Raw genomic sequence first — 24,425 nt, 5'->3', positions numbered from 1 at the left:
TTACCTCCAGACTCTTAAGATTCTCATCTCTGTTCCCTCTGAGCACGGTTACGTCGGCTCAAAGAAGCCCTTCCTGCGCGGGCGCCCCACTTCCGTTCACCGGTCGAAAATTACCACCCCTCGTCGCTCCCACGCCTGCCTCACGACGGGGTAGGCCGGCCGCTGGAGCGGAGCAGCGGCGCGGTGCCGGCCACAAAATAGGCGACGAGGAGACCTGATCTTGGCGGACAGCCTCCTCGTCGTGCTCCGGTTCTTGTGCCCAGGAATCGAAGCGGTCGCAGTGTTATCCAGAGCGCCATCGACATCAAGCGCTGGCAGCAGCAGCCGCCCACGGTCGTCGAAGCGCGGCCTGCGCGCTGCCCCGTCTGCGGCGCTGCGAGTTGTCCGCTGGGCGGCGCGATCCGGCTCCAAGGCCACGGCAGGCGTGAGCGGCAGGTCTGGGGCCCCACCAGCCCGGACCAACCCCCCGAGGTGCTCTCGGTGACCGCCCGCCGCTACCGCTGCCTCGATTGCGGCGCTGTGCTCCTCGTCGTTCCTCGCGGAGTGCTCGGCCTTCGCGTGTACAGCGCCGCCGCGATCGGCTTCGCCCTCGCGCTCTGGGGCCTGGTGCTCGCGACGGCGGCCGAGGTCCGTCGGCGCGTGGGCCCGGCGAAGATCCTCGGCGACAGCGCCGTCGCCGGCTGGGCCACGCTGCGCCGGTGGGCGCGCGATGTCGCGCAGCGACGTCTGTTTTCGGATGCCCCCGACCCAGGCCCGTCCGCCTCGCTCCGAAAGAGCGCAGCCGCCGTCGCGACATCGCTCGCGGCAAGCGCGGACCCGACGACCCGGGCGCTGCCGCTCGAGCAGCGCGCCTTCTTCGGCGCCGCGCGTGCGGCGTGATGGTCTTTGCCCCCGAGGAGACCCCCTCGTACAGCCCACCTGAGAGGATCCCTGCCGAAAACGCCGTCGATCCCGGACAAGGACCGCGCGCCAGCAAGGCGCAGAAAGGACCTGTCCGAATGGCCCTCGGCCCCGCCGACCACGCCGAGACCGTCGCGCTCTATCGCGCCACGGTCATCGGCCCTCTCATGCACCGCGTGCTCACCCACGGCCAGCTCGCCGCCGAGCTGCGCACGCTCAGCGAGCAGCGGTTTCGACCGCCGGGCGCGCACAGCACGCGCACCTACTCGGTGCCCACGCTCGAGCGCTGGCTGTATGCGTATCGCTCCGCTGGCCTCGACGGCCTGCGCCCGCAGCCGCGCAGCGATCGCGGCTTCGCGCAGGACCTGTCGGAGGAGCTGCGCACGCTGCTGCTCGACATCCGGCGCGAGCATCCCTACGCCTCGGTGCCGCTCATCCTCAAGACGCTCGTCGACGAGGGGCGGCTCGAAGCAACCCAGGTCTCCGAGCCCACCGTACGCCGACTGTACGCGGCGCACGGCCTTCGCCGCCGCGCCGCGCGCGCCGAGGGAGAGCCGAAGACGCGGCTGCGCTGGCAAGCCGAGCGCCCCGGCGCGCTCTGGCACGGCGACGTCTGCCACGTGACTGGCTGCACCGTCGGTGGCAAAGCGATGCCGCTCCGCATCCACGGGCTGCTTGACGACGCCTCTCGTTACGTCGTGGCGCTCGAGGCGCACACGACGGAGAAGGAGGTCGACATGCTCGCCATGACCGTCGACGCCCTGCGCCGCCACGGCAAGCCCGACGCGCTCTATCTCGACAACGGCTCCACTTACCGCGGCGACGTCCTCAAAACCGCGTGCGCCCGGCTCGGCATCGCCCTCCTGCACGCCAAACCGTACGACCCAGAGGCGCGTGGCAAGATGGAGCGTTTCTGGCGCACGCTGCGCGAAGGGTGCCTTACGTACCTCGGCGCCGTGGCGTCGCTCGTGGACATCAACACGACGCTCCGCGCCTTCCTCGAAAGGCGTTACCACCCGGCGCCGCACGCTGGCCTGCTCGGCCAGACCCCAGCGAAGGTCTATGCGGCCCGCCCGGCCGCCGAGGGCGGCGTCGACGAAAAGGCGCTGCGCGTGGCGCTCACCGAGCGCACCCGGCGCCGCGTCTCGGGCGACAACATCGTCTCTGTCGACGGCGTCGCCTGGCAGCTCGATCAAGGCTACCTCGCTGGCCAGATCGTCTCCGTCGCCCGGTGCTTCGTCGCGCCCGACGAGCCGCCGTGGGTCGAGCACGAGGGCAAGCGCCTGGTGCTGCATCCGGTCGACCCGCAGCGCAACGCGCGGCGCAAGCGGCTGCCGTGCGGCGGGCCTGCGGTGGACAAGCCGACACGCCCGGTGGACTTCAACCCCGCGTGGACTCTCGGCCGCTCGACGGGCACTGGTGCCGACACGAGCGAGCGCGGAGGTGAGACGTGAGCGAGTCCTACGTCCGCTTCTTCACCCTCTCCGCCGCACCCTTCTCCAAGGAGATCCAGGACGGCGACCTGTGGCTGCCGCCCTCCAAGGAGCAGCTCGTCGAGGAGGTGTGCGAGGCCGTGCACGAGCACGCCCAAGTGCTGCTGGTCGGCGAGCCCGGTGCCGGAAAGACGTGTGTGCTGCGGGCAGTGCGTCATCGATTGCCGCAGGCAGGCTTCCGGCTGACCTACTGCCACAACGCCACGCTGGGTCGCCGCGACTTCTATCGCCAGCTCTGCCATGCCCTCGGCCTCAACCCCGCTGCGACCGCGGCGGCCGTATTCTACGCTGTCAGCGCGCATATCGAGACCCTCGGCCGCGAGCGCATCCACCCGGTTTTCCTGCTGGATGAAGCGCACCTGCTCCACCAAGACACGCTCGATCATCTCCACATCTTGTTGAACGTGCGCCGTGAGGCGCTGATACGACCGGGGACCACAAGGGGTCCCCCTCACCTGGGTCGAGCTGGGTGAAGAAGGGCGCCGCGAACGTCTCCGGGGACTGGACCGGAGGCCTGCAACAGCCGAGCGGCGTGAAGAGCCGGCGCAGGGAGCCATTGGCGACCGAGGCCGGTGACCGAAGGTGCCACGGTGAGAGCCGCATGAACGATCGTTCAGGCAAATCGAAGTCGGTGTTGGAACCCTCTGTACGGAAGGATGCCCCGCCTCGCGCGGGTTTGCAGCCAGAGCCTGGTTGTCAGTTGAAAACGACTGGGTGTGCCCAGCCTGGGCACGCCGGCTCCCAGCCTCGAACGGGAGACCGGTCCGCGCTGCCAGGGGCAAAGCCGACCACCTACCGCACCACGGGTTGTATCAGTGAACACGGGAACCTCGATCCGGGCGCCAGCGCCGCAAGCGTTGGCAAGCCGACAGGTCCGGCCATGTCTCGGACGAGGGGCGGAGCCCCCGTAGTAGTCGGAGCGCGGGAAAGCCGCGTACAAGGCGAAGGGGGGCAGTCGATGGGGACGGCTCACGCTGCGCCGGGGAAAGCCGTGTATGCGGCATCTCAGTCCGATTTGGACTGGCTCCGGAGCGTACAACGTGAGCTACACCGGCGAAGTAGCGAAGATCCGGATTACGTATTTCGCAAGCTGTGGGGGTTCATTGTCGATCCTCGCACGTTGCGATGCGCCCTTCACCGCGTGGCTCGCAACCGTGGGAGCCGCACGGCGGGCGTAGACGGAATCACGATGGGGAGCCTCATCCGGGACATCGGCGCGGAGCTCTTCGCGCAGAAACTGCGGGAGGAGTTGAGGTGCCGAACCTACCGGCCGAGTCCAGTGCGTCGGGTGCTCATCCCGAAGACAGGTCAGCCTGGTAAGTACCGTCCGCTGGGCATCCCCACCGTCCAGGATCGTGTCGTGCAGGCAGCGTTGAAGAGCATCCTCGAGCCGATCTTTGAGGCGGACTTCTTCCCCGTCTCATACGGCTTCCGCCCTGGGCGCGGCGTCCATGGAGCGCTTGAGCATCTCCGGATGCTTCTGCGTCCCCGGCCTATCCGCGAACAGGGCAAGGCTGCGAATCGGCTTCCATACCAATGGGCCATTGAGGGAGATATAAAGGGGTGCTTCGACAACATCAACCATCACGCGCTGATGAACCGGGTGCGCCGGCGCATCGGCGATCTCAAGGTGAATCGGTTGGTGAGCGCCTTCCTGAAGGCGGGCGTCCTGTCCGAGGAGCAATTCTCCCGGACGGAGGCAGGCACCCCGCAAGGAGGGATCCTGTCTCCCCTCCTCGCGAACATCGCGCTCAGCGTGATCGAGGAACGGTACGAGCGACACGTGTGGCCACGCCGCACGCCGACGCTTCGTACCGATCCGGAGACGATTACACGGCGGGCCAACGAGAGACGTACCACCGACAGGCGGCGCGGTCTCCCGGTGTTCGTCCCTATTCGGTATGCGGATGACTTCATCCTTCTCGTCGGCGCACCGCCCGGCCCGCAGCAACAAGCGGACGCCGAGCGATATGCAAACGAGGAGAAGTCTGCGCTGGCCGCCTTCCTGAAGAACGAGTTAGGATTGGAGCTGTCGGAAGCGAAAACGCTCGTGACCCCGGTCACGAGACCCATGCGCTTCCTGGGCCACCATATCCTGGTACGGCGACATCCCGGCCACCGCCGGATGGTGAGCGCCAGCCTCGTTCCGAAGGAACGCAGCAAGCTCTTCCGGGAGCGCGTGAAGCGGCTGTTCTCGAACTCCACGAAGAACCAGTCGTTGAGCAAGCAACTCCGGAAGCTCAACCCCATGCTGCGAGGCTGGGCGAACTTCTACCGGCATGCTTGGGGTGCGAAGAAGGTGTTCAACTTCCTCGACCACTATGTCTGGTGGACGGTCGCCCGCTGGCTCACGAAGAAGCATCGGCTCTCCCTGAAGCGCCTCGCCAGACGCTACGGCTGGCGAAAGCCAGGTGGCCGATGCGTGCGCTGGAAGGACGGAGAGGTTACCCTCTTCGAGACCTCCCAGCTCACTGTTGAGCAATACAAGCTGGGGTGGATGCACGCGCCGTACTTCGCTACAAACGTCGATAGAGAGCCCGGTGCATAACGAAAGGTGCACGCCGGGTTCGGAGGGGGGCGGCCGGAGACCGATCTGGCGCAAGCCAGACACGGCGCCGGCCGCCCACCCACCTACGAATGGGACAGCCGCGCACTGTTGTCGCTGATCCTGGTAGGGCTCTCTGACCTCCAAGACCGGCTTGAGCTGCGCAAAAACCGCTCGCTATATTCCCGCATCGAGCGCCGTCTGTCCATTGGTGCGATGGTCCCCGACGATACCGGAGAGTACGTGCGGCTCCGGATGAGCCGCGCCGGCGCCGATCGCGATGTCTTCACCTCGGACGCTCTGACGCTGCTCCACGAGGCGGCTGGCTCGAGCCTGCGCGAGATCGACCGCATGGCCACCGCCGCGCTGCGCGAGGCGGCGCGACGGAAGAAGAAGCTCGTCGAGCGTGACGTGATGGCGCGCATCGTCGGCGACCTGGGGACGGACGGTAGCTGACGCTGACCGACACGACGGGCGCCCCCTCGGCGCTGGCGAAGGGACACCTCGTCGGCGCCGACGGCCACCAACCATGATGGCCATTGCGAGCTGCCCTGTGGCGCGCGTCCGAACGATGGCCATCGCTCTCCTTGACCGCAACCGCGCACGCCCGCGATGACCATCAAGCGGCCTGCTCGGCGGACCATCAGCCAGCCTGAGCGTCAACAGGGCGACGCTCTCTGCCGGGGACTACTCGGTCCAAGGCTTCGAGGACCGCATCCGGATCGAGCGCAAGGAGCTCGGCGACTTCGTGAACTGCTGCACCCGCGAGCGTGACCGCTTCGTCCGCGAACTCGACAAACTCCGCGCGTTCGAGCTGCGGGCGATCGTCGTCGAGGCTTCCCTGCTCGACGTCGCGGCGCACCGGTACCGCTCGCGGGCGCTGCCCAAGGCGATCGTGGCGTCCGCCGTCGCGTTCCACGTCGACTACGGCGTCCCGACAATCTGGGCAGGCGACCACGCCAAGGCCGCGCGCGTCGCCGAGATGATCCTGTGCCGGTTCGCCAAGAAGGCGGCCGAGAAGGGCCCCGAGCAGGCATGAGCACCTCGGAGAAGAGGTACCTCGCGGAGGAACGCGCCGCGATCCAGAACGAGCAGGACCACGGCCGGCGCGGGAACCTGCACATTGCCCCGACGAGCGAGGATCCGCGTCCGCTCATTCGGCTTGGCCCTGAGCTCCACGAGCTGGCCGACCGCGGCATTGAGGCGCTCCGCGCGGACGAAGACCTCTACCAGCGCGACGGCGCTCTCGTGCACGTCACCCATGCGGACGCGGAGGACTCCTCGAAGTTCTCGGGCTCGCCGCAGATCCGACGGCTGGCCCTCGCTACCCTTCGCGAGCGGCTCACGCGCGCCGCACGCTGGGAGCGCTTCGACAAGCGGGCCGATGACTGGGTGCGCACAATCCCCAGCGACGCCGTGGTGCACGCGATCTTGAACCGGGGAGAGTGGGTCGGCATCAGGCACATCGTCGGCATCATCGAGACGCCAGCCTTGCGCCCTGACGGGTCCGTCCTCACCTCGCCGGGCTACGACGATGCCACGGGCTACCTGTACCTGCCCAACGCGGAGTTCCCCGAGGTGCCCGAGGCGCCGACCCAGGAGGACGCGAAGCGCGCTCTCGCCGAGCTCGCCGAGTGCTTCTGCGACTTCCCCTACAAATCCGAGGAGCACCGGTACACGGCGATCGCCGCGATCCTCACGCTCATCGCCAGGCCCGCGATCCGGGGAGCCGTCCCGGCGTTCCTGTTCGACGCATCCACGAGGGGCAGCGGCAAGACCCTCCAGAGCGACGTCGTGTCCCTCATCGCAACCGGCCGGACCACGGCGAAGATGAACTACCCGGTCGACGACGCCGAGCTAGAGAAGGTCCTCGGAGCCTACGCCCTGCGCGGGGCCGCGCTCGTGAACTTCGACAACATCACCCGGCAGTTTGGGGGCGGGCCGCTCGACCGCTGCCTGACCGCCGAGGACACCGTGGAGCTCCGCATCCTGGGCAAGAGCGAGATCCCGACCCTGCGCTGGCGCTCCGTGATCGTGGCGACCGGGAACAACATCACCCTGACCGGCGACACCGCGCGCCGGGTGCTCATCTCCCGGCTGGAAAGCGACCTCGAGAACCCGGAGGACCGCGCCGAGTTCATGCACCCCGACCTTCTCGGGTGGGTCCGCACCGAACGGACGCGCCTCGTCGCCGCCGCGCTGACGCTCCTCCGCGCCTTCTTCGTCGCCGGCTGCCCGCAGGGCGGCATCAAACCCTGGGGCTCTTTCAGCCCGTGGTCTCAGCTCGTTCCCGCCGCCATCGCCTTTGCCGGTGGTGCTGACCCCATGCTCACCCGGCCCAGCGTTGAGGGGCGAGAAGAACCCGAGAAGCTAGCGCTTGCCGTCATCCTGCGGGATCTGCCTCGCCTCGACGCTCAGAAGACGGGGTTGACTGCGAAAACGATCCTCCAAGCGCTCTACCCGGTCGAGCGTCTCCGGGGGCAGCACGTCCCGCCGGACGGCTACGACGACCTGCGAGAGACTATCGAGCTCCTGGTGAGAACGAGGTCGGGCAGCATGCCAGACGCGAGCCGCCTCGGCTTCGAGCTCGGGAAACTGCGAGGGAGGGTTGTAGGTCAGCACAAGCTTGAGGTTACGCCCACCAAGACCCGCTCCGGTGCGAACAGGTGGCAGGTCGTAGCCACGAACAGGGGAAACGGATGAGCAAGACGTCGCCGCTCCACGTTCTACTCTCCGGATGCTTTCCTTGAGCCTCGCAGCCGAAAGAAACAGTATCCAATGGTATTGACCATCACCCAAAGTACGACGGTCACCAGCTTCCAATACGCAGGCCAGAGCGCAGATGAGCGCTTGAAGTGCTCAACAACAATTTCACAGGCGTCCCCAATCTCCTCGTCTGCGATACGTTTTGGGACGCATACCGAAACCACCGCAAACGTGCGCTCTATCAAGATTATTGCAGATTGAGCAGAGGCGGCACGTTCAACAGGCAACTTAGCAACCCACGAATACTTTTCATGGGCCTGAACCAGCGGCCTATCGCGGATGCGGTCTTCCCACTCCTTCGAAGCCGCTGTTACCAACTCGCGGGCCTTCTCGATCAGCTCAGGCCTAAGCTCAACGTGAGGCGCAAATTGAATAAAGAAACATCCACAGGATACTAGGCGGTTCTCTTCACCGCCCGGAATCTCGTTCCTTGATTTTATTAACAGCCGCGATCTCACCAGCGCCCAATCGACACCCTCCGCCTCTTTATCATCCACGGGCTTCACTCCCCGGAGGCTCTCTTTGAACCTCGCAACTGGGAGGTGAAATATCCGATAGCATGAGCCACGATCCAGAACACGGTCGTCACCAGCTTGACATACGCAGGCCAGAGAGCCGACGAACGCCTGAAGTGCTCAGCGATGACTTCACAGGCGTCACCGATCTCTTCATTTACGATTCGCCTCGGGACACACAGTGCGACCACGCCGACCACGCGCTCAACCAAGAGCATCGCACGCTGCGCACGAGCGACCCGTTCAGCAGGCAAACTCGCAATCCAGGGGTGCTGATCGTGAACCCGAGCCAGTGTCTCAGTGTGTTCAGAATGGCCGACATCATCTGCGTGCACCCCCAGCTTTATCGTGAGCCCGTTCTTATGGGTCCCGTCCATGACATTGTGCCACCGGTACACCGTCTGTTTTGAACCATCCTTTGGATCACGACCGACCGTGAGCTCCACCAGACAGATGGATCGTCCAATGCCCGTCTTCTTTTTTAGAACCTTCATTGGCCCACCTGCCCTACCGGCGAGAAGAGTCCCCAGACAACCTCGCGCTGTTCCATCGCGGCCTTCGCCCCGAGAGCGTTGAGCCTGTAGTACCTGCGTGGTCGCCCCCCGCGCTCAGGGACGGGTTCACACTCGTAGCTGTCGAGGAGCCCATCACGCTCGAGCTCTCGTAGCGCCGGGTAGACGCTGCCCTGGCCGAGCACGAGCCCGCCGTTCGTCTGCTTCTTCACCCGCTCGATGAGGTCGAGCCCGTATCCGGGCCCCGAGACGAGGGCTTGGAGTAGGGCCGCCTTTGCGGTCACCGGTGCATCCATGGCCGACAGGATAACCTCAAACCTTGATGTTGCAACCACAAAGCTTGAGGAACGACGCCGCCCACATTATCGTACCCTAGTTCGCCCGCTTATCGCGGGGCATGCAGGGGGTGCAGGGGGATGCAGGGGGTCTCCCGGCCGGTACGCCCGAAGATGTCATATGGCACGTCTCTTGTTACGCGCGTCACATACGCGGGCGCGCGCGGGAAAGAGTCCTGACATTTCCGGCCCAAGCGACGCGGTACCCCCCTGCGCTCCCCTGCACCCCCTGCGTGGGCAGCAGTTCTCGCCAACCGGCGTCGACGAACCGCGCGAGGTGATCGAGTTCCTGGCGCCCACCAGGCCGGGGGCCGCTTCCCGCTCCGACGCGCTCGTGGAACAAGCTCGCCAGGCTCTGCTCACGCGTCGTCGGCACGAGGACGCTGCTCGGGTTTCCGGCGGGCAACGGCTTCGGTCGTGGACAAAACAAACTGAGCCTGCTGCACGGCAAGTTTGCCGGGCGAACAGGCCCATGTTTGTACACTGAATCTACGAAATCAGCAGCTCTCGTTCGGTGCCGTCCGCGTTACGGAGCACTACCTTACCTCCCTCTTCACGCGTTGTTACGAGCAGCGCGTCGTACACCGACAGCGCTCTCCGAATGACTTCCGTGAGGCTATCAGCCTCGCTCAGTTCCCGAACCCGCTCGAGTCTTTCGCGGACTCGCTCGGGCAGATCCAGGTTGAGCCGGACCTTGGCTTCTTTGCTTGCCGGTCTCGGCATCCTTACCTCGGGTGAGGACCATGGCGATCAGGCTGCTCAAGCTGACGATCGTGGCGGTCGCATACGCTGCGTAATTCTGCACCTCCATCAGTCCGAACGCAGCAATCACAGCAAGCGACACGACCCCAACGAAGCACGCGCCACCAAACCCAGAAGCAGTGCGCAGAAGCAATGCCCCAAGCCCGTAATGCGCAGGCAGCTCCGTGCCGGTCATCTCACCGTAAATCTCGCGGTTCTCTCGAATCCTTCGATCAACACCAGTGTTCCGCTCGGGCATTGCCACTCCGCCTACTCGCGGAGGACAACACACGAGCAACGAGAGGCGCCATCATATTGAATGGCTCCCGATTGCTCCGTGTAGGTGCTCAGTCAACCTGTTGACCAGCCTGAGCCCCTCCGGAGTTTAAATTGTAGTGGTTATATGCCGGTAAGGTTGAGGCTGGCCCCGGCATGCTGGGAGCTTTGATCGCATAAGTCGGTTCTCCTGTGCGGTCGCTTACATCGTGCTACTCAACTGCAGTTCCACGCTGCAGTTCCAAGCAGCACACGGGTATTATGCGCATCTTATGTGTACCCGCAAGCGCAGCCGATTCGATCTTTGTGGCACAGGACAACAATCCACCCAGGGCGGATTTCCTGACCGATAGCACTAGGGGATCGGAGGGACGCTCTCGGTCCCGTCTCCTGCAGATATTATATGGTACGTTGATTGCTTAAGCTGTCAAGTCGTCACGGCACGTCTTTTGCTATGCGCGTTGCATATGCGGGCGTGCACGCGGAGTGCGCCTGTTTCAGCAGCAACGGACGGGAGCAGTCCTGCCCGCCCCACCGGACCCACCCAGCCAGCCATCCGCGGGGTAGGAGCACCTCCCACCCGAAGCGGACCATCGCCCGAGAGCGCCCTCCTTTTGGCCCTCTCTGGAGTTCGGCGCCAGTCGAGCTACCCCCATGGCCGCCACACGCCGCTAGCTCTAGGACAATACCGCTCCGTGCCACGACGGGCCCATCCCAGGTAGACCGGCCACCACGCCTGCGGCGGGCTGCCTCTCCCCGTACCTGCGGCAGGCATTTCGGTGTCCTCCACGCTGCGTTCACCAGCACAAATCCTACGATTGACGCGCATATATCCGCTGTGCTCCGGTAGCTCCGCAGGATATTGACGCCACAGAGCCGCTGTGTTTCGCGCGAATCGCCTCCGAACAGTGCGGGAACTTTCGAAGTGTTAAAGGCTGGCTCTTACGACTCGGCGCTCCCCCCGTCCCGAAAGGCTATTACACCTGTTATAGCGGGGCGTGCTTTTCTTGGGGTGTGGCCGATTCCTCGCAGAACAGCGGCAGCTGCGTCGTCTGCAAGCACAAGAAGCTTGCGGCGGTGGATGCTGCTCTCGAGGCTGGCGAGGACGTCATCAAGATCGCGCAGCGGTTCGGCATCACGAAGGTGGCGCTGCGCCGACACGATGCCCATCGCACCAAGGAGGCACCGTCATGCTCGGATAGCCCTGCTGCACCGGCAGCTCCGCCTTCAGGCCGGGAGAAGGCCTCCAACGTAGTCTTCCTTCCCCGCCCGAAGACGGGGGCGGGCACCTGCCCGATCTGTGCTCACGCCAAGCGGGCGGCCATCGAAGCCTCCGTCGCCGCAGGCGACACGTGGAAGACCATCGGGCGCCATCACCTCGTCGATGCGGCGGCCGTGCGCCTCCACGCCGAGGGGTGCCTGAAGGGCGCGCTGCGGCGCACGGGAGGCAGCGACGAGGACCTCAAGGCCGTGGCGAACGCGCGGGCCCGCTGCCTGTCGCTCGTCGAGAAGGTCGAGCTCCTGGTCCGGGAGGCCGTGGAAGACGAGGAGGCGAGCTGGCGCGACCGGGCGTCGCTCATCGTCGCCGCAAAGGGGGCCCTGGAGCTGCTCGGGAGGTTCACCGGCGAAATCGGGCCGGCGTCCGAGCTCATCATCGTCGACTCGCCGAAGTGGAAGCGCATCGAGGCCGCCATCTCGAAGGCGCTGGCGCCCTTCCCTGACGCCGCCGCGGCCGTCGCGAAGGCGCTGGCCGACCTGGAGGCCGCATGACCGCGCCGATCGCCGATCGCGTGGCGAAGCGCGGGCGCCGCCCTCGCGTGACCCTGGCCGGCGCGCTGTCCGCCGCCATCCTCGCCGCCTCCGCGGCCGAGGGGCGCATCCACTGGCCGTCGGCCCGGTACCGCGAGAACCCCGTCGCCTTCTTCCGGGAGGTGCTCGGCATCGAGCCCTGGAGCCGGCAGATCGAGGTCATCGAGGCCGTGCGCGACCACAAGCGCGTGTCGGTCCGCTCGGGCCACAAGGTCAGTAAGTCCAACACCGACGCGGGCATCGCGCTCTGGTTCTACGCCTCCTTCGACGATGCGCGCGTCGTCATGTCGTCGGTCACCGACCGGCAGGTCAACCAGATCCTCTGGTACGAGCTGCGGCGGATGTACGCGCGGGCGAAGCACCCGCTCGACGGCGACATCCACGAGCTCGCGCGTTCCGGCCTGAAGTCCAAGGACTTCCGCGAGATCACCGGCTTCACCGCCAAAGAGGCCGAAGCCGTCGCCGGGGTGAGCGGCAAGAACCTGCTCTACATCCTCGACGAAGCGAGCGGCATTCCCGAGGTCATCTTCGAGGCCATCGAGGGGAACCGCGCTGGTGGCGCGCGTGTGCTTCTCACGGGCAACCCGACGCGCTGCGAGGGCGAGTTCTTCCGGTCGCACACCGACAAGAAGGAGTTCTACAAGACCATCCACATCTCCAGCGAGGAGACGCCCAACGTCATCGAGGGGTGCGAGGTCATCCCGGGGCTCGCGACGCGGGAGTGGATCGAGGAGAAGCGCCTCGAGTGGGGCGAGGACTCGGCCATCTACCAGGTGCGCGTCCGCGGCAACTTCGCCCGGCAGGACGCCTGCACCGTCATCCCCCTCTACATGGTCGATGAGGCCGAGGAGCGCTGGTACGACACGCCGGCCGAAGGGCGGCTGCACGTCGGGGTCGACGTCGCGCGCTTCGGTGACGACGACGCCGTGGCGATCCCGCGCCGGGGCTTCAAGGCGATCGAGGTCGCGGCGTGGAACGGCCTCAGCGAGGAGAAGCTCGCGTTCGAAGTGATGCAGGTCGTGCGACGGCACCGGCATCCGCGCGAACCGAAGGCGGCCGTGAAGGTCGACGCGTGCGGCGGCATCGGCATCCGCGTCGTCCACTTCCTGCTCGCCTACTCCGAGGAGATCGAGGTCATCCCGGTCAACGTTGCCGAGAAGGCGCGGCTCCCGACCGAGTTCCCTCTGCTCCGCGATCAGCTCTGGTTCGCGCTGCGGGACTGGCTGAAGGCGGGCGGTGCGATCCCTGAGGACAGCAAGCTCGCGGCAGAGCTCACGGCGCCGAAGTTCGAGTTCGACATGCTTCAGCGCAGGAAGGTCGAGCCCAAGGACAACCTGCGCAAGCGCCTCAAGCGCTCGCCCGATCGTGCGGACGCCCTCGCGCTCTGCGTCTGGGAGCCGGCGATCTTCCAGCCGGATCACCCGGACGATGACGCTGCCGGCGACGACGGCGACGGCGACGCCGTGCGGCTCGACCCGTACGGCGGCGCGCTCGACCCGTACGCGGGAGGCCTCGGCGTATGAGGGGCCGCATTCGTCGCGCGATGGCGGCTGCGGTCGCCGAGCTCGTCTCTCCGCCGGCATCGTCGCCGATCGCCTCGGCGCGCCCTGCCGCGCGCAGCATCGAGGCGCATCGTCGCCGTCGGCGGGGGAAGCGGATCGCCCCGCTCCCGGTCAACGTCACCCGCTGGTACCAGCGCGACGTTGAGGACGCGCAGCACCAGGCCAGCCAGGGGGATCTAGCGCGCGCCGGCCAGCTCTACCGCGCACTGCGGCGCGATGGCGTGGTGCAGGGCCTGCTCGGGACAAGGACAGGCGGTCTCGTCAGGCTCCCGAAGCGATTCGCCGGGGATCCCGAAGCCGTAGCCTTCTTCGAGGGCGCCGAGGGGCGAGAAGGCACCTTCAACGCCATCTTCCCCGCCTCCGAGCTGGCGATGCTCGACGCCGACGGGGTTGTGCTCGGGGTTGGGGTCGGCGAGTTCGTGGACGTCGAGGGGTCGCCCTACCCCGTCTTCTGCCGGCTCGATCCCGAGTACCTCATCTACCGGGCTCACGAGGACCGCTGGTACTACCGATCGTTCGAAGGCCTCCTGCCCATCACGCCAGGCGATGGCCGCTGGGTCCTCTACACACCCGGCGGTCGCCAGGAGCCGTGGAACAACGGGCTGCTCTGGGCGCTGGCGCGCGCGTACATCTCGAAGGAACACGCCTTCTTCCTGAGGGAGAACTGGAACTCCAAGCTCGCGAATCCGGCGAGGGTCGCCGTCGCACCGCAGGGAGCGTCGCAGGAGCAGAAGGAGAGCTGGTTCCAGAAGGTGATGGCGTGGGGCGTGAACACCGTATTCGGCTTGACGCCTGGATACGATGCCAAACTCCTGGAAAGCAACGGCCGCGGCTACGAGAGCTTCCGGCAGACCATCGAGGACAGCAACCAGGAGTTCATGATCTCCGTCGCCGGCCAGGTCGTGACCGTGACCGGCGGTGCGGGGTTCGCGAATGCCAACATCCACGCGACGATTCGCGCGGATCTCATCCAGGGCGACGCCGAGGCGCTCGCGGCCACGCTGAACACGCAGGCCCTCCCGGTCGTGCTCCCCGAGGGGCGCTTCCCGCTCGGCGTACGGGCGACGGTCGCCTGGGATACGCGGCCCCCCGCGAACCTCAAGTCCGAGGCCGAGAGCCTCAGCGCCGCGGCCAAGGCGATGGACGACTGCGCCGCCGCGCTCCAGCGGCAGGGCCTCCAGGTGGACGCGCGCTCGCTCGCCGCACGCTTCGCTATCCCCGTGGCCGGCGACATGGACGGCGACGCGAAGCCCGACACCAGGACGCCGCAGCTCACCCGTGCTCCTGCGCGGCCACTGCCCGCTAGCTCGACCGAACCGCACGAGGAGTTGCCCTATGCAGCCTGACGTTGCGCGGCTCCTCGCCTACTGGACCGAGCGCCTGCGGATGCGGGACTGGGATATCCAGCTCAAGCTCGTCGACGACCTCAAGACGCCGGACGGCTTCGAGGCCTACGGGCTGTGCGATCCGTTCCCCGACGACCAGCGCGCGCGAATCTACATCCGCACGCCGCGCACTCCGGAGGACAAGGCACGTGTGGCAGAGACCGTGGTCCACGAGCTGCTCCACGCGAAGCTCTCACCGCTCGTCGGCGCGAATCGCGAGCCCGCATCGATTGCGACCGAAGAGCAGTTCGTCTGGTCCCTGTCTCCGCTTCTCGCGGAGCTCCGCGGGACCGCTGACGGCGACGTGTTGGTTCGGGCGATGGCCCGAGCGATGAGGCGCCCGCTCCGCGCGGGCGGGAGGTCACATCGAATGGATCCGAACGATCTCGCGACCATTGCGACCGAGGGAGGCGCGCTCAGCGCCCGGGAGGACGTGCCCGAGGACGTGAAGGGCTGGATCACCAAGGCGATCGCGGCGATGGCCGGCGGTTCCGCGACGCCGGAGAGCGAGACACAGCCGGCCATGCAGGACGAGGACAAGCCCATGCCCACCATGCAGGACGACGAGGACAAGCCGCCGGTGTACCAGCGCGGCACCACCAAGGCCGCACGCGCGGCGCAGCCGGCGCAGACCGACGATCTCGTCACGATCATCAAGGAGACCGTGCGGGCCGCCGTCGCGCCCTTCGCGGGCGACCTCGACTCGGTGAGGCGGGACCAGCTCCTAGAGCGCGCGGGCGGAGTCCTCACCGAGGAGCAACTCCGGTGGGCACGCAGCCAGCCCTTCACCGTGGTCAAGGGCCTGCTCGACGCCACCTCGAACGGGCAGCAGCAGCCGGCGCAGCAGCCGCAGCGGGCAGCCAGGGCGTCCGCCCCGACGCGCGGGGGCAACGGCGGGCGTCTCGCGCCGGGCGCTCGCGATACCGAGGTCGACCGGAAGATGGGCATTAACCGGGGTCCCGTTGGGCCGGAACGCACGGCGGACGGCGGGATGCGGATCAACCCCACCACGCCGACCCAGCTGCGCGCCGCACTCCGCGCCGGCTTCGACCAGCTCAACGGGAGGAGCTGAACCATGGCCTCCGTTCGCAAGTTCCGTCCTCAGACTGCGGGCCAGGTCGAGCGAGTCAGCCGCACGAGCGTCCAGCTCGGGGCAAATGTCGCCGTCCGCAAGGGCCGGCCGGCGGTGCTCGACGGCGGCTACTACCGCGAACCGGCCGCAGGCGTGGAGACGCTCTCAACGCTGCGCGGCCGGTGGACGCAGGACGTCAGCAACACCGGAGGAGCCGCGGGAGCGAAGGTCGCAGAAGTCGACTTCTACCACGAGTTCCAGGTCGTCTGGCTCAACAACGACACCGAGGGATCCCCGGTGCAGAAGGCTGATCGAGGCGGGCAGTGCTTCTGGGCTGGCCCGCTCACAGTCACAAGCGCGGCCGATGGCAATAGCGCGGCGGGCGAAATCTTCGATCTCACCGATGACGGCCGGTTCGTCGCGGTGAAGCTGGAGGCGTGACATGTCGGTCCAGATCACTCCGAGCTTCGTCCTCCAGTTCGAGGACAACCTTCAGTACCTCTTCGAGGACACCTGGGCCGCGGTCCTCCAAGAACTCATCTGGGACCGCTTCATGCGGCAGATGCCCAGCAGCGGTCGCACCGAGTACTACTCGTGGATGCTGAATGCGGCCGGCATCCAGCCGCTCGGCAACGGCGGCCGGTTCCCCATCGAGGACCTCTTCGAGGTGAGCCACAAGATCGAGAACGAGGAGTTCGGCACCGCGCTCGAGCTCGAACGCAACTCGATCGAGGACGTCGACGGCAAAGGCATTCAGCGCGGCGCGCAGTGGGCGCAGCAGATCGCAGGGGAGGAAGCCTACTTCCCACAGGACGGCCTGTTCCGGCTCATCGAGGAAGGCGAAGGCCTGCCGGCCTACGACGGCGTGAACTTCTTCCACGTCGCACACCCCGTCAACCCGGTGCTGGGTCCCGCCGCGGGCACGTACGCGAACGTCCTGACGAACGCGCCGCTGACGCCGAGCAACTTCGCGCGGGCGATCGCCTTCATCAAGACCATCCGGGGCCCGAACAACAAGCCGCGAAAGCTCATCCCACGGACGCTCATGACCAGCCCCTACCAGGAGCTCACGGGCAAGGAGATCCTCACGGCCCAGACGCTCGGTCGCGATGGTCCCACGCAGTTCGGCGCACAAGACAACGTGCTGCGTACCTACGGTTTCAACCCGCCCATGGCCCCCCACGAGCTCACCGTCGACGGTCACTGGTATATCGGCTGCGAGGTCATCGGCTACGCGCTTCCGGCCTTCATCTACCAGGTGCGCCGGCCCTTCAAGCTCAACAGCTTCTCGCACCTCGACCATGCAGAGCTCGACGTGATGAAGAAGTTCCGCTGGACGTTCGATGGCCGCAACCAGGTCGAGTACGGCCATCCCTTCCTGTTCTTCAAGTTCAAGCCGACCGGCCCTGGGCTGTCGCTGGCGGACTTCGAGACGATCGTGACCTGATCGCTTCCTTCCCTGTTGATTGCTGTACCCCACCCCGACCGGCTCAGCCGGCGGGGCTTTGGGATTAGAGGATCCGATGAGCTGCTACGTCACCATCGCTGACGTCCGGGATCTCGGGACGCTGCCCGAGGAGGACATCACCCAGCTCGAGGTCCAGTACCCCGGCATCACTCTGCGAGTAGCGACGAAGATCTCCGGGCAGTTCGATGCCCGGCTCATCAAGAGGTACGCCGCCCCATTCCAGGAGCCTTACCCCGATTCGCTCGTCGACAATGTGGCGCGCGTCGTCGCGTACCGGCTGACGCTCAAGCGCGGATTCAATCCCTCGTCGGAGCAGGACCAGCTCATTAAGGAGGAGAAGGACGAAGCGCTCGCGTGGCTCAAGGAGGCCGCGGACAGCGAGAAGGGACTGATCGAGCTGCCCCGCAGGCAGACGACACCGGGAGGCGGGAGCGCGATCGACAAGGGAGGCCCGCTCGGCTACTCGGAGGGCAACCCGTACCTCTTGTTGATGATCGCGGCGATCCGCGGAGATTCGGTGAAGTTTACCGGTGAAATCCGCGCCCGGTGCCGGTGAAACCCGCACCCGACGCCGGTGAAGTTCACCGGTGAAGAGGCCGCTCAGTGCTTCTTGGCGCGGCGCTGCTTGATGCGGGAGGCGCTCAGCTCCTTGGCTTCCTTGAGCCGGTAGCTCTCGGCCTCGATCTCGATCACCTCGGCGCGGTGCACGAGCCGGTCGACGAGCGTGACGACGCAGGCGGCGTGCGGGAAGACCTGGCCCCAGTCGGAGAAGGCCTTGTTCGTACTGAGCAGGATCGGCTTCTGCGCGTCGTAGCGACGGGTGACGACCTCGAATAGCAGGTCGGCGTAGCGGCCATCGTAGGAGAGATAGCCGACTTCATCGATGCAAAGAAGGGCGGGAACCGTGTAGCGGTGCAGCCGGCGCGCGAGCGCGGCCGAGGACTCCTGCGCGGCGAGGTCGGCAAGCATGTCGCTCGCGGTCGAGAAGCGGACCGTGTGACCGCGGACGACGGCCTGGTGGGCGACGTTCTTGAGGATCATGGTCTTGCCGACGCCGTTGGGGCCGACGAGCACGGCGTTGTGGCCGGTGGCGAGGAAGCCGGGAGCGAAGAGGTCGTCGACGGCCTCGCGGTCGATTTTCTTGGGCCAGGACCAGTCGAAGTCCGCCATGGGCTTGAAGGCGGCTACGCGGGAGTTTTTGAGGCGGCGATCGAGGCTGCGTTTTTGGCGTTCGCGCTCCTCGATGGCGAGCACCTCGCGAAGCCAGGGCTTGTCGGCGAGCTCCTCCCAGCAGGCGAGCAGGCCAAACAGGCCGAGGTTTTTCAGGCGGGCCTTGGTCTCGGTGGGCGTTAGATCGGTCATGGCGTCGGGTCCTTCTTCAGGGCGTCGTAGGTGGCGAGCGAATGCGGCGTGACGACGAGGGCGGCGTGCTGGCCGCGCGTGACGGGGATCGAGACTGGAGGCGGCAGGTGGCGCTCGGAGCGGCGGCGGTCGATCACCTGGCGCACGGCGCCGACGTGAATGGTGTCGCGCTCGAGCACCTCGACGAGCGCCTCTTCGAGCTCGGCGGCGCCGACGGCGTCGAGCAGGTGCAGAAGCCGGGCGATGGCGCTGCCGACGTTGTCTCCGCGCTCGGCGAGGATGCGCAGGAATGCCTGGCTGCTGTGGGCGGCGCGGGCGAGGCGATCGAGGCCGCGATGCTCCCGGGCGCGGCGCTTCTCGTCGACCAGGCGCTGGATGTGCTCGGGTTGCTCGATCTGCTGGCCGCGGTCCCACGAGCGGACATGGGTCGCGACGATCTCGTTGCCGTCAGCGATGCGCACCTGTTCGAGGTCGGCGAGGACGACGAGCGTGCGGCTCGTCCGGTCGTGGGGAACAGAATAGTCGTTGAGATCGAAACGCGCGTAGGGGGTCTTTCCGATCTCGACCTCGACGCGCTCATGGGCTGGAAACGGCGTGTCGGGGTGCCCGAGCAGCACGCGGCTCTCGTCGTCGAAGGCCTGCCGCACGGTGCGGGCGCGGTCCTCGACCCAGGAGCGATCGAGCGCTGCGGAGCTGGTCCACTCGGTCGCTTGTCGGTTGAGGTCGCCGAGATCGGTATAGGTCCGGGCCTCGAAGAATGCCTCGCGGACGTAGCGGATGGCGCGCTCGACGCGGCCCTTCTCGTTGCCGCGAGCGACGGCGACGGGGCGCGGCTCGAAGCGGTAGTGCGCCGACAGAGCCAGGAGCATGGGGTGAAACCGGATCGCGTCGCCGTGACGCTCCACGACAGCGCTCTTGAGGTTGTCGTAGAGCAGCACGCGCGGGACGCCGTCGATGTCGGCGAACGCCTCGACGTGCCCGCGAACGAAGAAGGGCATCGCTGCGCTGGGGAAGAAGCGCAGGAAGATCCGCCGCGAGTAGCTGAGCACCATGACGAACGCCCAGAGCGGGCGCAGCGCCCGGCCGACAGCCAGCTTGCCGAAGTGCGCCCAGTCGACCTGCGCTTGCTCGCCGGGCAGCGTACGGAGCCGCTGGAAGGCTTCCGCCGGCTTCTTGGGGCGGAGACGACCGATCACCCTGCGCAGATGATCGGGACCGCCCGGATAGCCGCGCTCCTTGAGCATGCCGAAGAGGCGACTCGAGCGCAGCGAGGGATACTTGCCGAGCTGCTCGACGATGAAGGGCACGAACGGGTCGACCATCGACGGGCGCGGCGCGACGACCTTCGGGTCGACGCCCGCTTGCCCGAGCACGCGCTGAACGGTGGTGTGGTGCAGCCCGAGCTGAGCGGCAATGGTGCCCACGGGCCACTTCTCACCGTGGTAGAGGCGCAGCACCTCGGCCTCCTTCTCTTTCGCGATCACCGCCGCCTCCCGTCACCGCGGAGGGCTTCGTGGGACGCGGGGAGCGCGTCGGTGAACAGCTGACCGAGCGCGCCGCTCGCGCAGGGCCCAGGGCGGAAGCCGCGCTCCGCAGAGCGAGCAGCGGCCGACATCTCGGATCCAATCGTCATCGTTGTCCTTTCGGCCGGGGGTGATCTCCGGCGCGAGCTGGGACATCGACGCGGCCGCGGCTTGTGTCACCCTGTGATGCGTCACTTTCTGCGCGGAGAACTTGTCCCGCTGCCGGTCCAGATACCGGGCCTGGCGAGCGGCATGGAGGCGGCGAGCGCGATGCCGGGTCTGGTAGGCCGCGCCGGCGCGGCGGAGCGACTCACGACGCTGGAGCGGGCGGCAGTCGGGGCAGAGGCGCTGGCCGCGATCGCAGCGACGGCAGAGGCGAAGCTGGACGCGGCAGCGGGCGCAGTGGGCGAGGCGGTAGGCGGACGAAGGCAACGGGCTCCATGACGCCGCTTTCTGGACCTGGAGCCCGGCTTGTGATGAAGGTGGGGGACTCCGGCAACGCGGAGCTCCAGAAGGCCCGAGGGTGGCAGCCCTCGGGCCTTCGACTTTTCGGCGGGCGTAACGTCTACGCCGCGGAGGCGAGCGTGGCCCAGATCGGCGTGGGGGCCGGCGGTGAACGGTGAACGCCGCCGATCATGGGGCCGCGGTCTTCACCGATCGGACGCGGGACGCGATGCTCACCGACACCTCTGGACCGACGCCCAGGCGAGGGAGCCGCGGCATGGCCAATAACGGCGACTTCGCCGCCTTGGAGCGGATGATCGCGAGCTGCCGCGAGCTGGCCCGACTGCCCGAGCTCGCCGCGCCGATCGCGGCACGCAACGTCGAGGCGGAGCTGCGCGCGTCGGCCTCGGCAGGGCGGGCGCCGGACGGCACGGCGTGGGAGCCGCGAAAGAGCGACGGAGGGAAGCCCCTCGCGAACGCAGCGGGCGCCATCGCAGCCAAGGCGATCGGCACGGTCGTGCTCATCATCCTCACCGGGCATCACGTGTTCCACCACTTCGGCGCAGGCGGCAAACCGAAGCGCCGAATCATCCCGCAGGGCTCGATACCGCCGAGGCTGGGCAACGCTATCCGGCTCGGCTTTGTCGCGCCTTTCCGCGACATCGTAAAGGGGAAGAAGCCGTGAGTCTCACAGCGCTCTACCGTCACGTGCAGCACCACCTCCAGGCGGCCGGCGTCACGGCGAACGTCGTGTTCGGCAACCGCGAGCCCGCGAAGCAGATCAACCAGGGCGCTGGTCGGGCGAACCGCGTGGTCATCGCGCCAGGCGACGACAGCGGCGCGCTGGGCGGCTACGGCCCCCCGGCGAAGCCGGGCAAGAATCCGCGTCCGCTCTGGGACTGGCTCCTCATCGCGCGCGTGTACGTGTGGACCTTCGACGCGAGCGCGCCGCAGGACGAGGCCGTGCAGTGGGATGCGGTCGTCGAGCTGCACGAACGCGTCGTCGAGGCGATCCACAGCTTCACGGCGGGGTTCTACACACTCAGCGCACCGCGCCGGCTCGGCCCGGTGGAAAAGCGGTTTGGCGAGGAGCTCGTGTTCCTTCTCGAATACGCGCAGCCCGTCTGTGCGCTTCCCCGCCCGAGACGAGAGGCTCCCATCGTGGCGCAGGGTCAGACGTTCTTGGTCACGCCCACCGTCGAAGAACAGGGGTGTTGAATGTCGACTCCCAGCATTGAGATCGAGGTCCTCGATAACCAGCTCGGCATCCGCGCGCCTGCCGATGCCGTGCTCGCGATCGTCGCCACGGCGGCAGGTGGCCCGCTCTACACGCCCACGCCAACCACGCGGACACAGGATCTGATCGACACGTTCATCGGGGGGCCGCTCGTCGAGGCAGGCGCCTACGCGATCGAGCGCTTCGGGCTGACCGTGCTCCCGGTCCGTGCGGACGCGAGCGTGGCCGGCGGGTTCGGGCCGCTCGTACAGAACCTCGGCGGAACGAGCGTCGGCACCATCGACAACACGACCGAGCCGACGGACGAGCTCGAGATTGCCATCAGGTTCCTCTCCGGGGGAACCGTCGGCATCGACGGCATCACCTACCAGTACTCGCTCGATGGGTGGCGCACCTCCTCGACTACGCGGGCGCTCGGCACGGCGGCCACGATCGTCCTGCCCGAGGCAGGCAACGTGCGGGTCAACCTCGGCGCCGGCACGATCGGCGTTCGCGGCCAGCTCTCTTTCCCGACCACAGCGCCCTACTGGAACGCGGGCGAGCTCGTCGAGGGGATCACCGCGCTACGCCACACGCGGGCGCGCTGGACGGCCCTGGAGGTCTACGGCGATCTCGACTCGATGGCGCTCTCGGCGCTCGACGCGGGCCTCGAAGCCATGCACGCGGCCGGGCGCAACCGGCGCGCTGTCGCCCACGCCAGGAGGCCGAACGCCGGGGAGACGCCTGCGGCCTACCTCGCCGCCCTCTCGGCAGCCTTCGGAGAGTCGGCCTCGCGACGCGTGGCCGTGTGCGCCGGGTACGCGAAAATCGACTCTTCCGTGTCGCGGCGCCGCTATCGCAGGCCGCCGTCGCTCGCCGTCGCGCCGCTCGCGGCCTCCGTTTCCGAGGAGATCGACCTCGCCGAGCTCGCGTACGGGCCCCTTCCTGGCGTGTTCATCAGGGATGCGAACGGCAACCCGGACGAGCACGACGAGACGGTCTTCCCGGGCCTCGACGATGCACGCTTCCTGACTCTGCGGTCGTGGGAGAACCGAGCCGGCGTCTGGGTGAACAACCCGCGTCTCTTCTCGCCGGTAGGCTCGGACTTCCTCTACCTCCAGTACGGGCGCGTCATCGACCTCGCCTGCGACATCGCGCGCACTGAGCTCGAGCCCATCCTCAGCCGCGGCGTCGAAGTGCTCCGGGACGGCAGCGGCCGGATCGATCCCGAGGTCGCCACCTCGATCGAAGGGCAGCTCAACGCGCGGCTCGGGAATGCGATCGTGGCCAAGCGCAAGGGAACCTCGGTGGCGTTCACCTTGTCGCGCACCGACGACGTGCTGCGCACCGGCGCGATCGGTTGGCAGGTTCGAGTGCTCCCTCTCGCGTACATCAAAAAGATGCGGGGGACGGTGGCGCTCGTCGCGTCGGCGAGCGCGACGGCAAACGTCAGGGGATGAAACATGGCCATCGGCAAAGACGTCTTCAGGCGCAATGGCTACGAGGTCGGCTGGTTCTCTGCCCTCGTCAAGGTCGACAACGACGAGTTCTTCGGGTTCACCGGGGTCGACTACGAGGAGAAGCTCGAACGCGCCTTCGCGTGGGGTATGGATCGCGCGGGCGTCCCGCGCGGCGTAACGCGCGGCAAGTACTCGGTCGAAGGCAGCTCGATCAAGGCCTACAAGGCCAGCGCGCTGGCGCTCATCGAGGCGCTCGCTCGCAAGAGCCCCGACGGCAAGAGCTACGGCTCAGTGCCATTTCATTTCACGCTGCAATACGAGGAGGAGGACATCTCCATCACCGAAGAGCTCTTCGACTGCCGCATCGGAGGGCGCAAGGCGAGCCTCTCGAATGGGGCCGATCCGCTCGTGGACGAGATCCCGATCACAGTCATGTACGCCAAGCTTTCGACGCCCAACATCCAGGGCATGACGCTGTTCGACAACAGGCAAGGGAGGTACTGAGCATGAGCGACGGTGCTGAGATGCAGGCTCGGCAGGAGGGACCCACGACGGGCGAGCAGGTCGCGAAGGACCCCGTGATCGCTGAGCTGGAGAAGCAGCTGGAAGCGGAGCGCGAGTCCCTCGCCGCCGCAGAAGCGAAGCGCGAACGCGACCGGCAGGCTGCGGTACTCAAGGAGCAGATCGAGGAGACGCGGCGCCGCCGCAAGGAGGAGGAGGCGCTGGCCGAGGCCGAGGCGAAGCACGGTCCGCTCGGCAAGAAGATCGAGGCGATCCAGACGATCGAGGGGCTGGTGATCGTGAAAGCGCCGGACGGCATCAAGGCGCGCAAGTGGATGGACCAGCACGGCGAGAACCCCAAGGTGCAAGCCTGCCGCGAGCTCGCCCGCCCCTGCGTCGTCTACCCGCCGCTCGACCGGTACGACGAGATCATCGCGGACCGGCCTGTCGTGGTCATCTCCACAGCAAACGCCGTCCTGAAGCTCGCCGGCCTCGGAGGGAAGGAGCTCGGGGGAAAATAGCGTCCCTCGCGGACCGAGC

The 24,425-nt window shown here is 67.1% G+C and carries 25 protein-coding genes; 20 read left to right on the top strand and 5 right to left on the bottom strand.

Going from position 1 to position 24,425, the window contains the following annotated elements; genetic code table 11:
• Window positions 1–255: 255 nt before the first annotated feature.
• From WMF46_RS45475 to WMF46_RS45445, 7 genes are all read left to right on the top strand, one after another.
• Entirely contained in the window at window positions 256–879 is a 624-nt protein-coding gene (locus tag WMF46_RS45475; protein ID WP_437982051.1) for a hypothetical protein, read from the top strand.
• Window positions 880–998: 119 nt separating this feature from the next.
• Window positions 999–2,354 carry a DDE-type integrase/transposase/recombinase gene (locus tag WMF46_RS45470; protein WP_437982947.1) on the top strand — a complete coding sequence of 452 codons (1,356 nt, stop codon included), beginning with the start codon at window positions 999–1,001 and terminating at the stop codon, window positions 2,352–2,354.
• Window positions 2,351–2,866: an AAA family ATPase gene (locus WMF46_RS45465; RefSeq protein WP_437982946.1), complete on the top strand. Its 516-nt coding sequence runs from the start codon at window positions 2,351–2,353 to the stop codon at window positions 2,864–2,866. Before WMF46_RS45470 ends, WMF46_RS45465 begins: the two co-directional genes overlap by 4 nt.
• A 485-nt stretch (window positions 2,867–3,351) precedes the next feature.
• On the top strand, window positions 3,352–4,941 hold the full coding sequence (gene ltrA / locus WMF46_RS45460) for a group II intron reverse transcriptase/maturase (RefSeq protein WP_437982945.1): 1,590 nt from the start codon (window positions 3,352–3,354) through the stop codon (window positions 4,939–4,941).
• Between the two features lie 6 nt (window positions 4,942–4,947).
• Window positions 4,948–5,394 (top strand): hypothetical protein, encoded by a 447-nt coding sequence (locus WMF46_RS45455; protein WP_437982944.1) that lies wholly within the window; start codon window positions 4,948–4,950, stop codon window positions 5,392–5,394.
• A 172-nt stretch (window positions 5,395–5,566) separates the two neighbouring features.
• Entirely contained in the window at window positions 5,567–5,977 is a 411-nt protein-coding gene (locus tag WMF46_RS45450) for an ERCC4 domain-containing protein (protein WP_437988007.1), read from the top strand.
• On the top strand, window positions 5,974–7,641 hold the full coding sequence (locus tag WMF46_RS45445; RefSeq protein WP_437982943.1) for a hypothetical protein: 1,668 nt from the start codon (window positions 5,974–5,976) through the stop codon (window positions 7,639–7,641). Before WMF46_RS45450 ends, WMF46_RS45445 begins: the two co-directional genes overlap by 4 nt.
• Before the next feature lie 23 nt (window positions 7,642–7,664).
• Here the strand turns inward: WMF46_RS45445 and WMF46_RS45440 are convergent, their stop codons facing one another.
• From WMF46_RS45440 to WMF46_RS45430, 3 genes are read right to left on the bottom strand one after another with little or no spacing between them, the layout of a single operon-like run.
• Entirely contained in the window at window positions 7,665–8,210 is a 546-nt protein-coding gene (locus WMF46_RS45440; RefSeq protein ID WP_437982942.1) for a hypothetical protein, read from the bottom strand.
• Entirely contained in the window at window positions 8,207–8,713 is a 507-nt protein-coding gene (locus tag WMF46_RS45435; protein WP_437982941.1) for a hypothetical protein, read from the bottom strand. The genes WMF46_RS45440 and WMF46_RS45435 overlap by 4 nt, the downstream gene beginning before the upstream one ends.
• Window positions 8,710–9,027, bottom strand: coding sequence for a PadR family transcriptional regulator (locus WMF46_RS45430; RefSeq protein ID WP_437982940.1), 318 nt, complete (start codon window positions 9,025–9,027; stop codon window positions 8,710–8,712). Before WMF46_RS45430 ends, WMF46_RS45435 begins: the two co-directional genes overlap by 4 nt.
• Before the next feature lie 2,070 nt (window positions 9,028–11,097).
• Here WMF46_RS45430 and WMF46_RS45425 point away from each other — a divergent pair.
• The 7 genes from WMF46_RS45425 (at window position 11,098) to WMF46_RS45395 (ending at window position 17,935) form a co-directional block, all read left to right on the top strand.
• Complete coding sequence (locus tag WMF46_RS45425) at window positions 11,098–11,853, top strand: hypothetical protein (RefSeq protein WP_437982939.1); 756 nt, start codon at window positions 11,098–11,100, stop codon at window positions 11,851–11,853.
• The gene (locus WMF46_RS45420; RefSeq protein WP_437982938.1) at window positions 11,850–13,415 is read left to right on the top strand and encodes a hypothetical protein; all 1,566 of its coding nucleotides are present in this window, start codon (window positions 11,850–11,852) and stop codon (window positions 13,413–13,415) included. The genes WMF46_RS45425 and WMF46_RS45420 overlap by 4 nt, the downstream gene beginning before the upstream one ends.
• The gene (locus WMF46_RS45415) at window positions 13,412–14,800 is read left to right on the top strand and encodes a phage portal protein family protein (protein ID WP_437982937.1); all 1,389 of its coding nucleotides are present in this window, start codon (window positions 13,412–13,414) and stop codon (window positions 14,798–14,800) included. The genes WMF46_RS45420 and WMF46_RS45415 overlap by 4 nt, the downstream gene beginning before the upstream one ends.
• The gene (locus tag WMF46_RS45410) at window positions 14,790–15,911 is read left to right on the top strand and encodes a hypothetical protein (RefSeq protein WP_437982936.1); all 1,122 of its coding nucleotides are present in this window, start codon (window positions 14,790–14,792) and stop codon (window positions 15,909–15,911) included. Before WMF46_RS45415 ends, WMF46_RS45410 begins: the two co-directional genes overlap by 11 nt.
• A gap of 3 nt (window positions 15,912–15,914) precedes the next feature.
• Complete coding sequence (locus WMF46_RS45405; protein WP_437982935.1) at window positions 15,915–16,352, top strand: hypothetical protein; 438 nt, start codon at window positions 15,915–15,917, stop codon at window positions 16,350–16,352.
• A 1-nt stretch (window position 16,353) separates the two neighbouring features.
• Window positions 16,354–17,358, top strand: coding sequence for a Mu-like prophage major head subunit gpT family protein (locus WMF46_RS45400; RefSeq protein WP_437982934.1), 1,005 nt, complete (start codon window positions 16,354–16,356; stop codon window positions 17,356–17,358).
• A 76-nt stretch (window positions 17,359–17,434) separates the two neighbouring features.
• Complete coding sequence (locus WMF46_RS45395; protein ID WP_437982933.1) at window positions 17,435–17,935, top strand: phage protein Gp36 family protein; 501 nt, start codon at window positions 17,435–17,437, stop codon at window positions 17,933–17,935.
• Window positions 17,936–17,979: 44 nt separating this feature from the next.
• Here the strand turns inward: WMF46_RS45395 and WMF46_RS45390 are convergent, their stop codons facing one another.
• Window positions 17,980–18,741: an ATP-binding protein gene (locus WMF46_RS45390; RefSeq protein ID WP_437982932.1), complete on the bottom strand. Its 762-nt coding sequence runs from the start codon at window positions 18,739–18,741 to the stop codon at window positions 17,980–17,982.
• Entirely contained in the window at window positions 18,738–20,225 is a 1,488-nt protein-coding gene (istA, locus tag WMF46_RS45385) for an IS21 family transposase (RefSeq protein ID WP_437982931.1), read from the bottom strand. Before istA ends, WMF46_RS45390 begins: the two co-directional genes overlap by 4 nt.
• A gap of 479 nt (window positions 20,226–20,704) precedes the next feature.
• Here istA and WMF46_RS45380 point away from each other — a divergent pair, with 479 nt between their 5' ends.
• From WMF46_RS45380 to WMF46_RS45355, 6 genes are all read left to right on the top strand, one after another.
• Window positions 20,705–20,887 (top strand): hypothetical protein, encoded by a 183-nt coding sequence (locus WMF46_RS45380; protein WP_437982930.1) that lies wholly within the window; start codon window positions 20,705–20,707, stop codon window positions 20,885–20,887.
• Between the two features lie 98 nt (window positions 20,888–20,985).
• Window positions 20,986–21,393, top strand: coding sequence for a hypothetical protein (locus WMF46_RS45375; RefSeq protein WP_437982929.1), 408 nt, complete (start codon window positions 20,986–20,988; stop codon window positions 21,391–21,393).
• A complete protein-coding gene (locus WMF46_RS45370) occupies window positions 21,390–21,926 on the top strand; it encodes a hypothetical protein (protein ID WP_437982928.1) in 537 nt (178 codons plus the stop codon). Before WMF46_RS45375 ends, WMF46_RS45370 begins: the two co-directional genes overlap by 4 nt.
• Window positions 21,927–23,384, top strand: coding sequence for a DUF2586 family protein (locus WMF46_RS45365; protein WP_437982927.1), 1,458 nt, complete (start codon window positions 21,927–21,929; stop codon window positions 23,382–23,384).
• Window positions 23,385–23,387: 3 nt separating this feature from the next.
• Entirely contained in the window at window positions 23,388–23,888 is a 501-nt protein-coding gene (locus WMF46_RS45360; RefSeq protein WP_437982926.1) for a hypothetical protein, read from the top strand.
• A 2-nt stretch (window positions 23,889–23,890) separates the two neighbouring features.
• Window positions 23,891–24,406: a hypothetical protein gene (locus WMF46_RS45355; protein ID WP_437982925.1), complete on the top strand. Its 516-nt coding sequence runs from the start codon at window positions 23,891–23,893 to the stop codon at window positions 24,404–24,406.
• Window positions 24,407–24,425: the final 19 nt, after the last annotated feature.

This window comes from Sorangium sp. So ce117 (assembly GCF_051524395.1).
Lineage (GTDB): Bacteria > Myxococcota_A > Polyangia > Polyangiales > Polyangiaceae > Sorangium > Sorangium cellulosum_B.
Note: the sequence above shows the minus strand (reverse complement) of the source record. Positions and strands in the feature narration are given on the sequence as shown.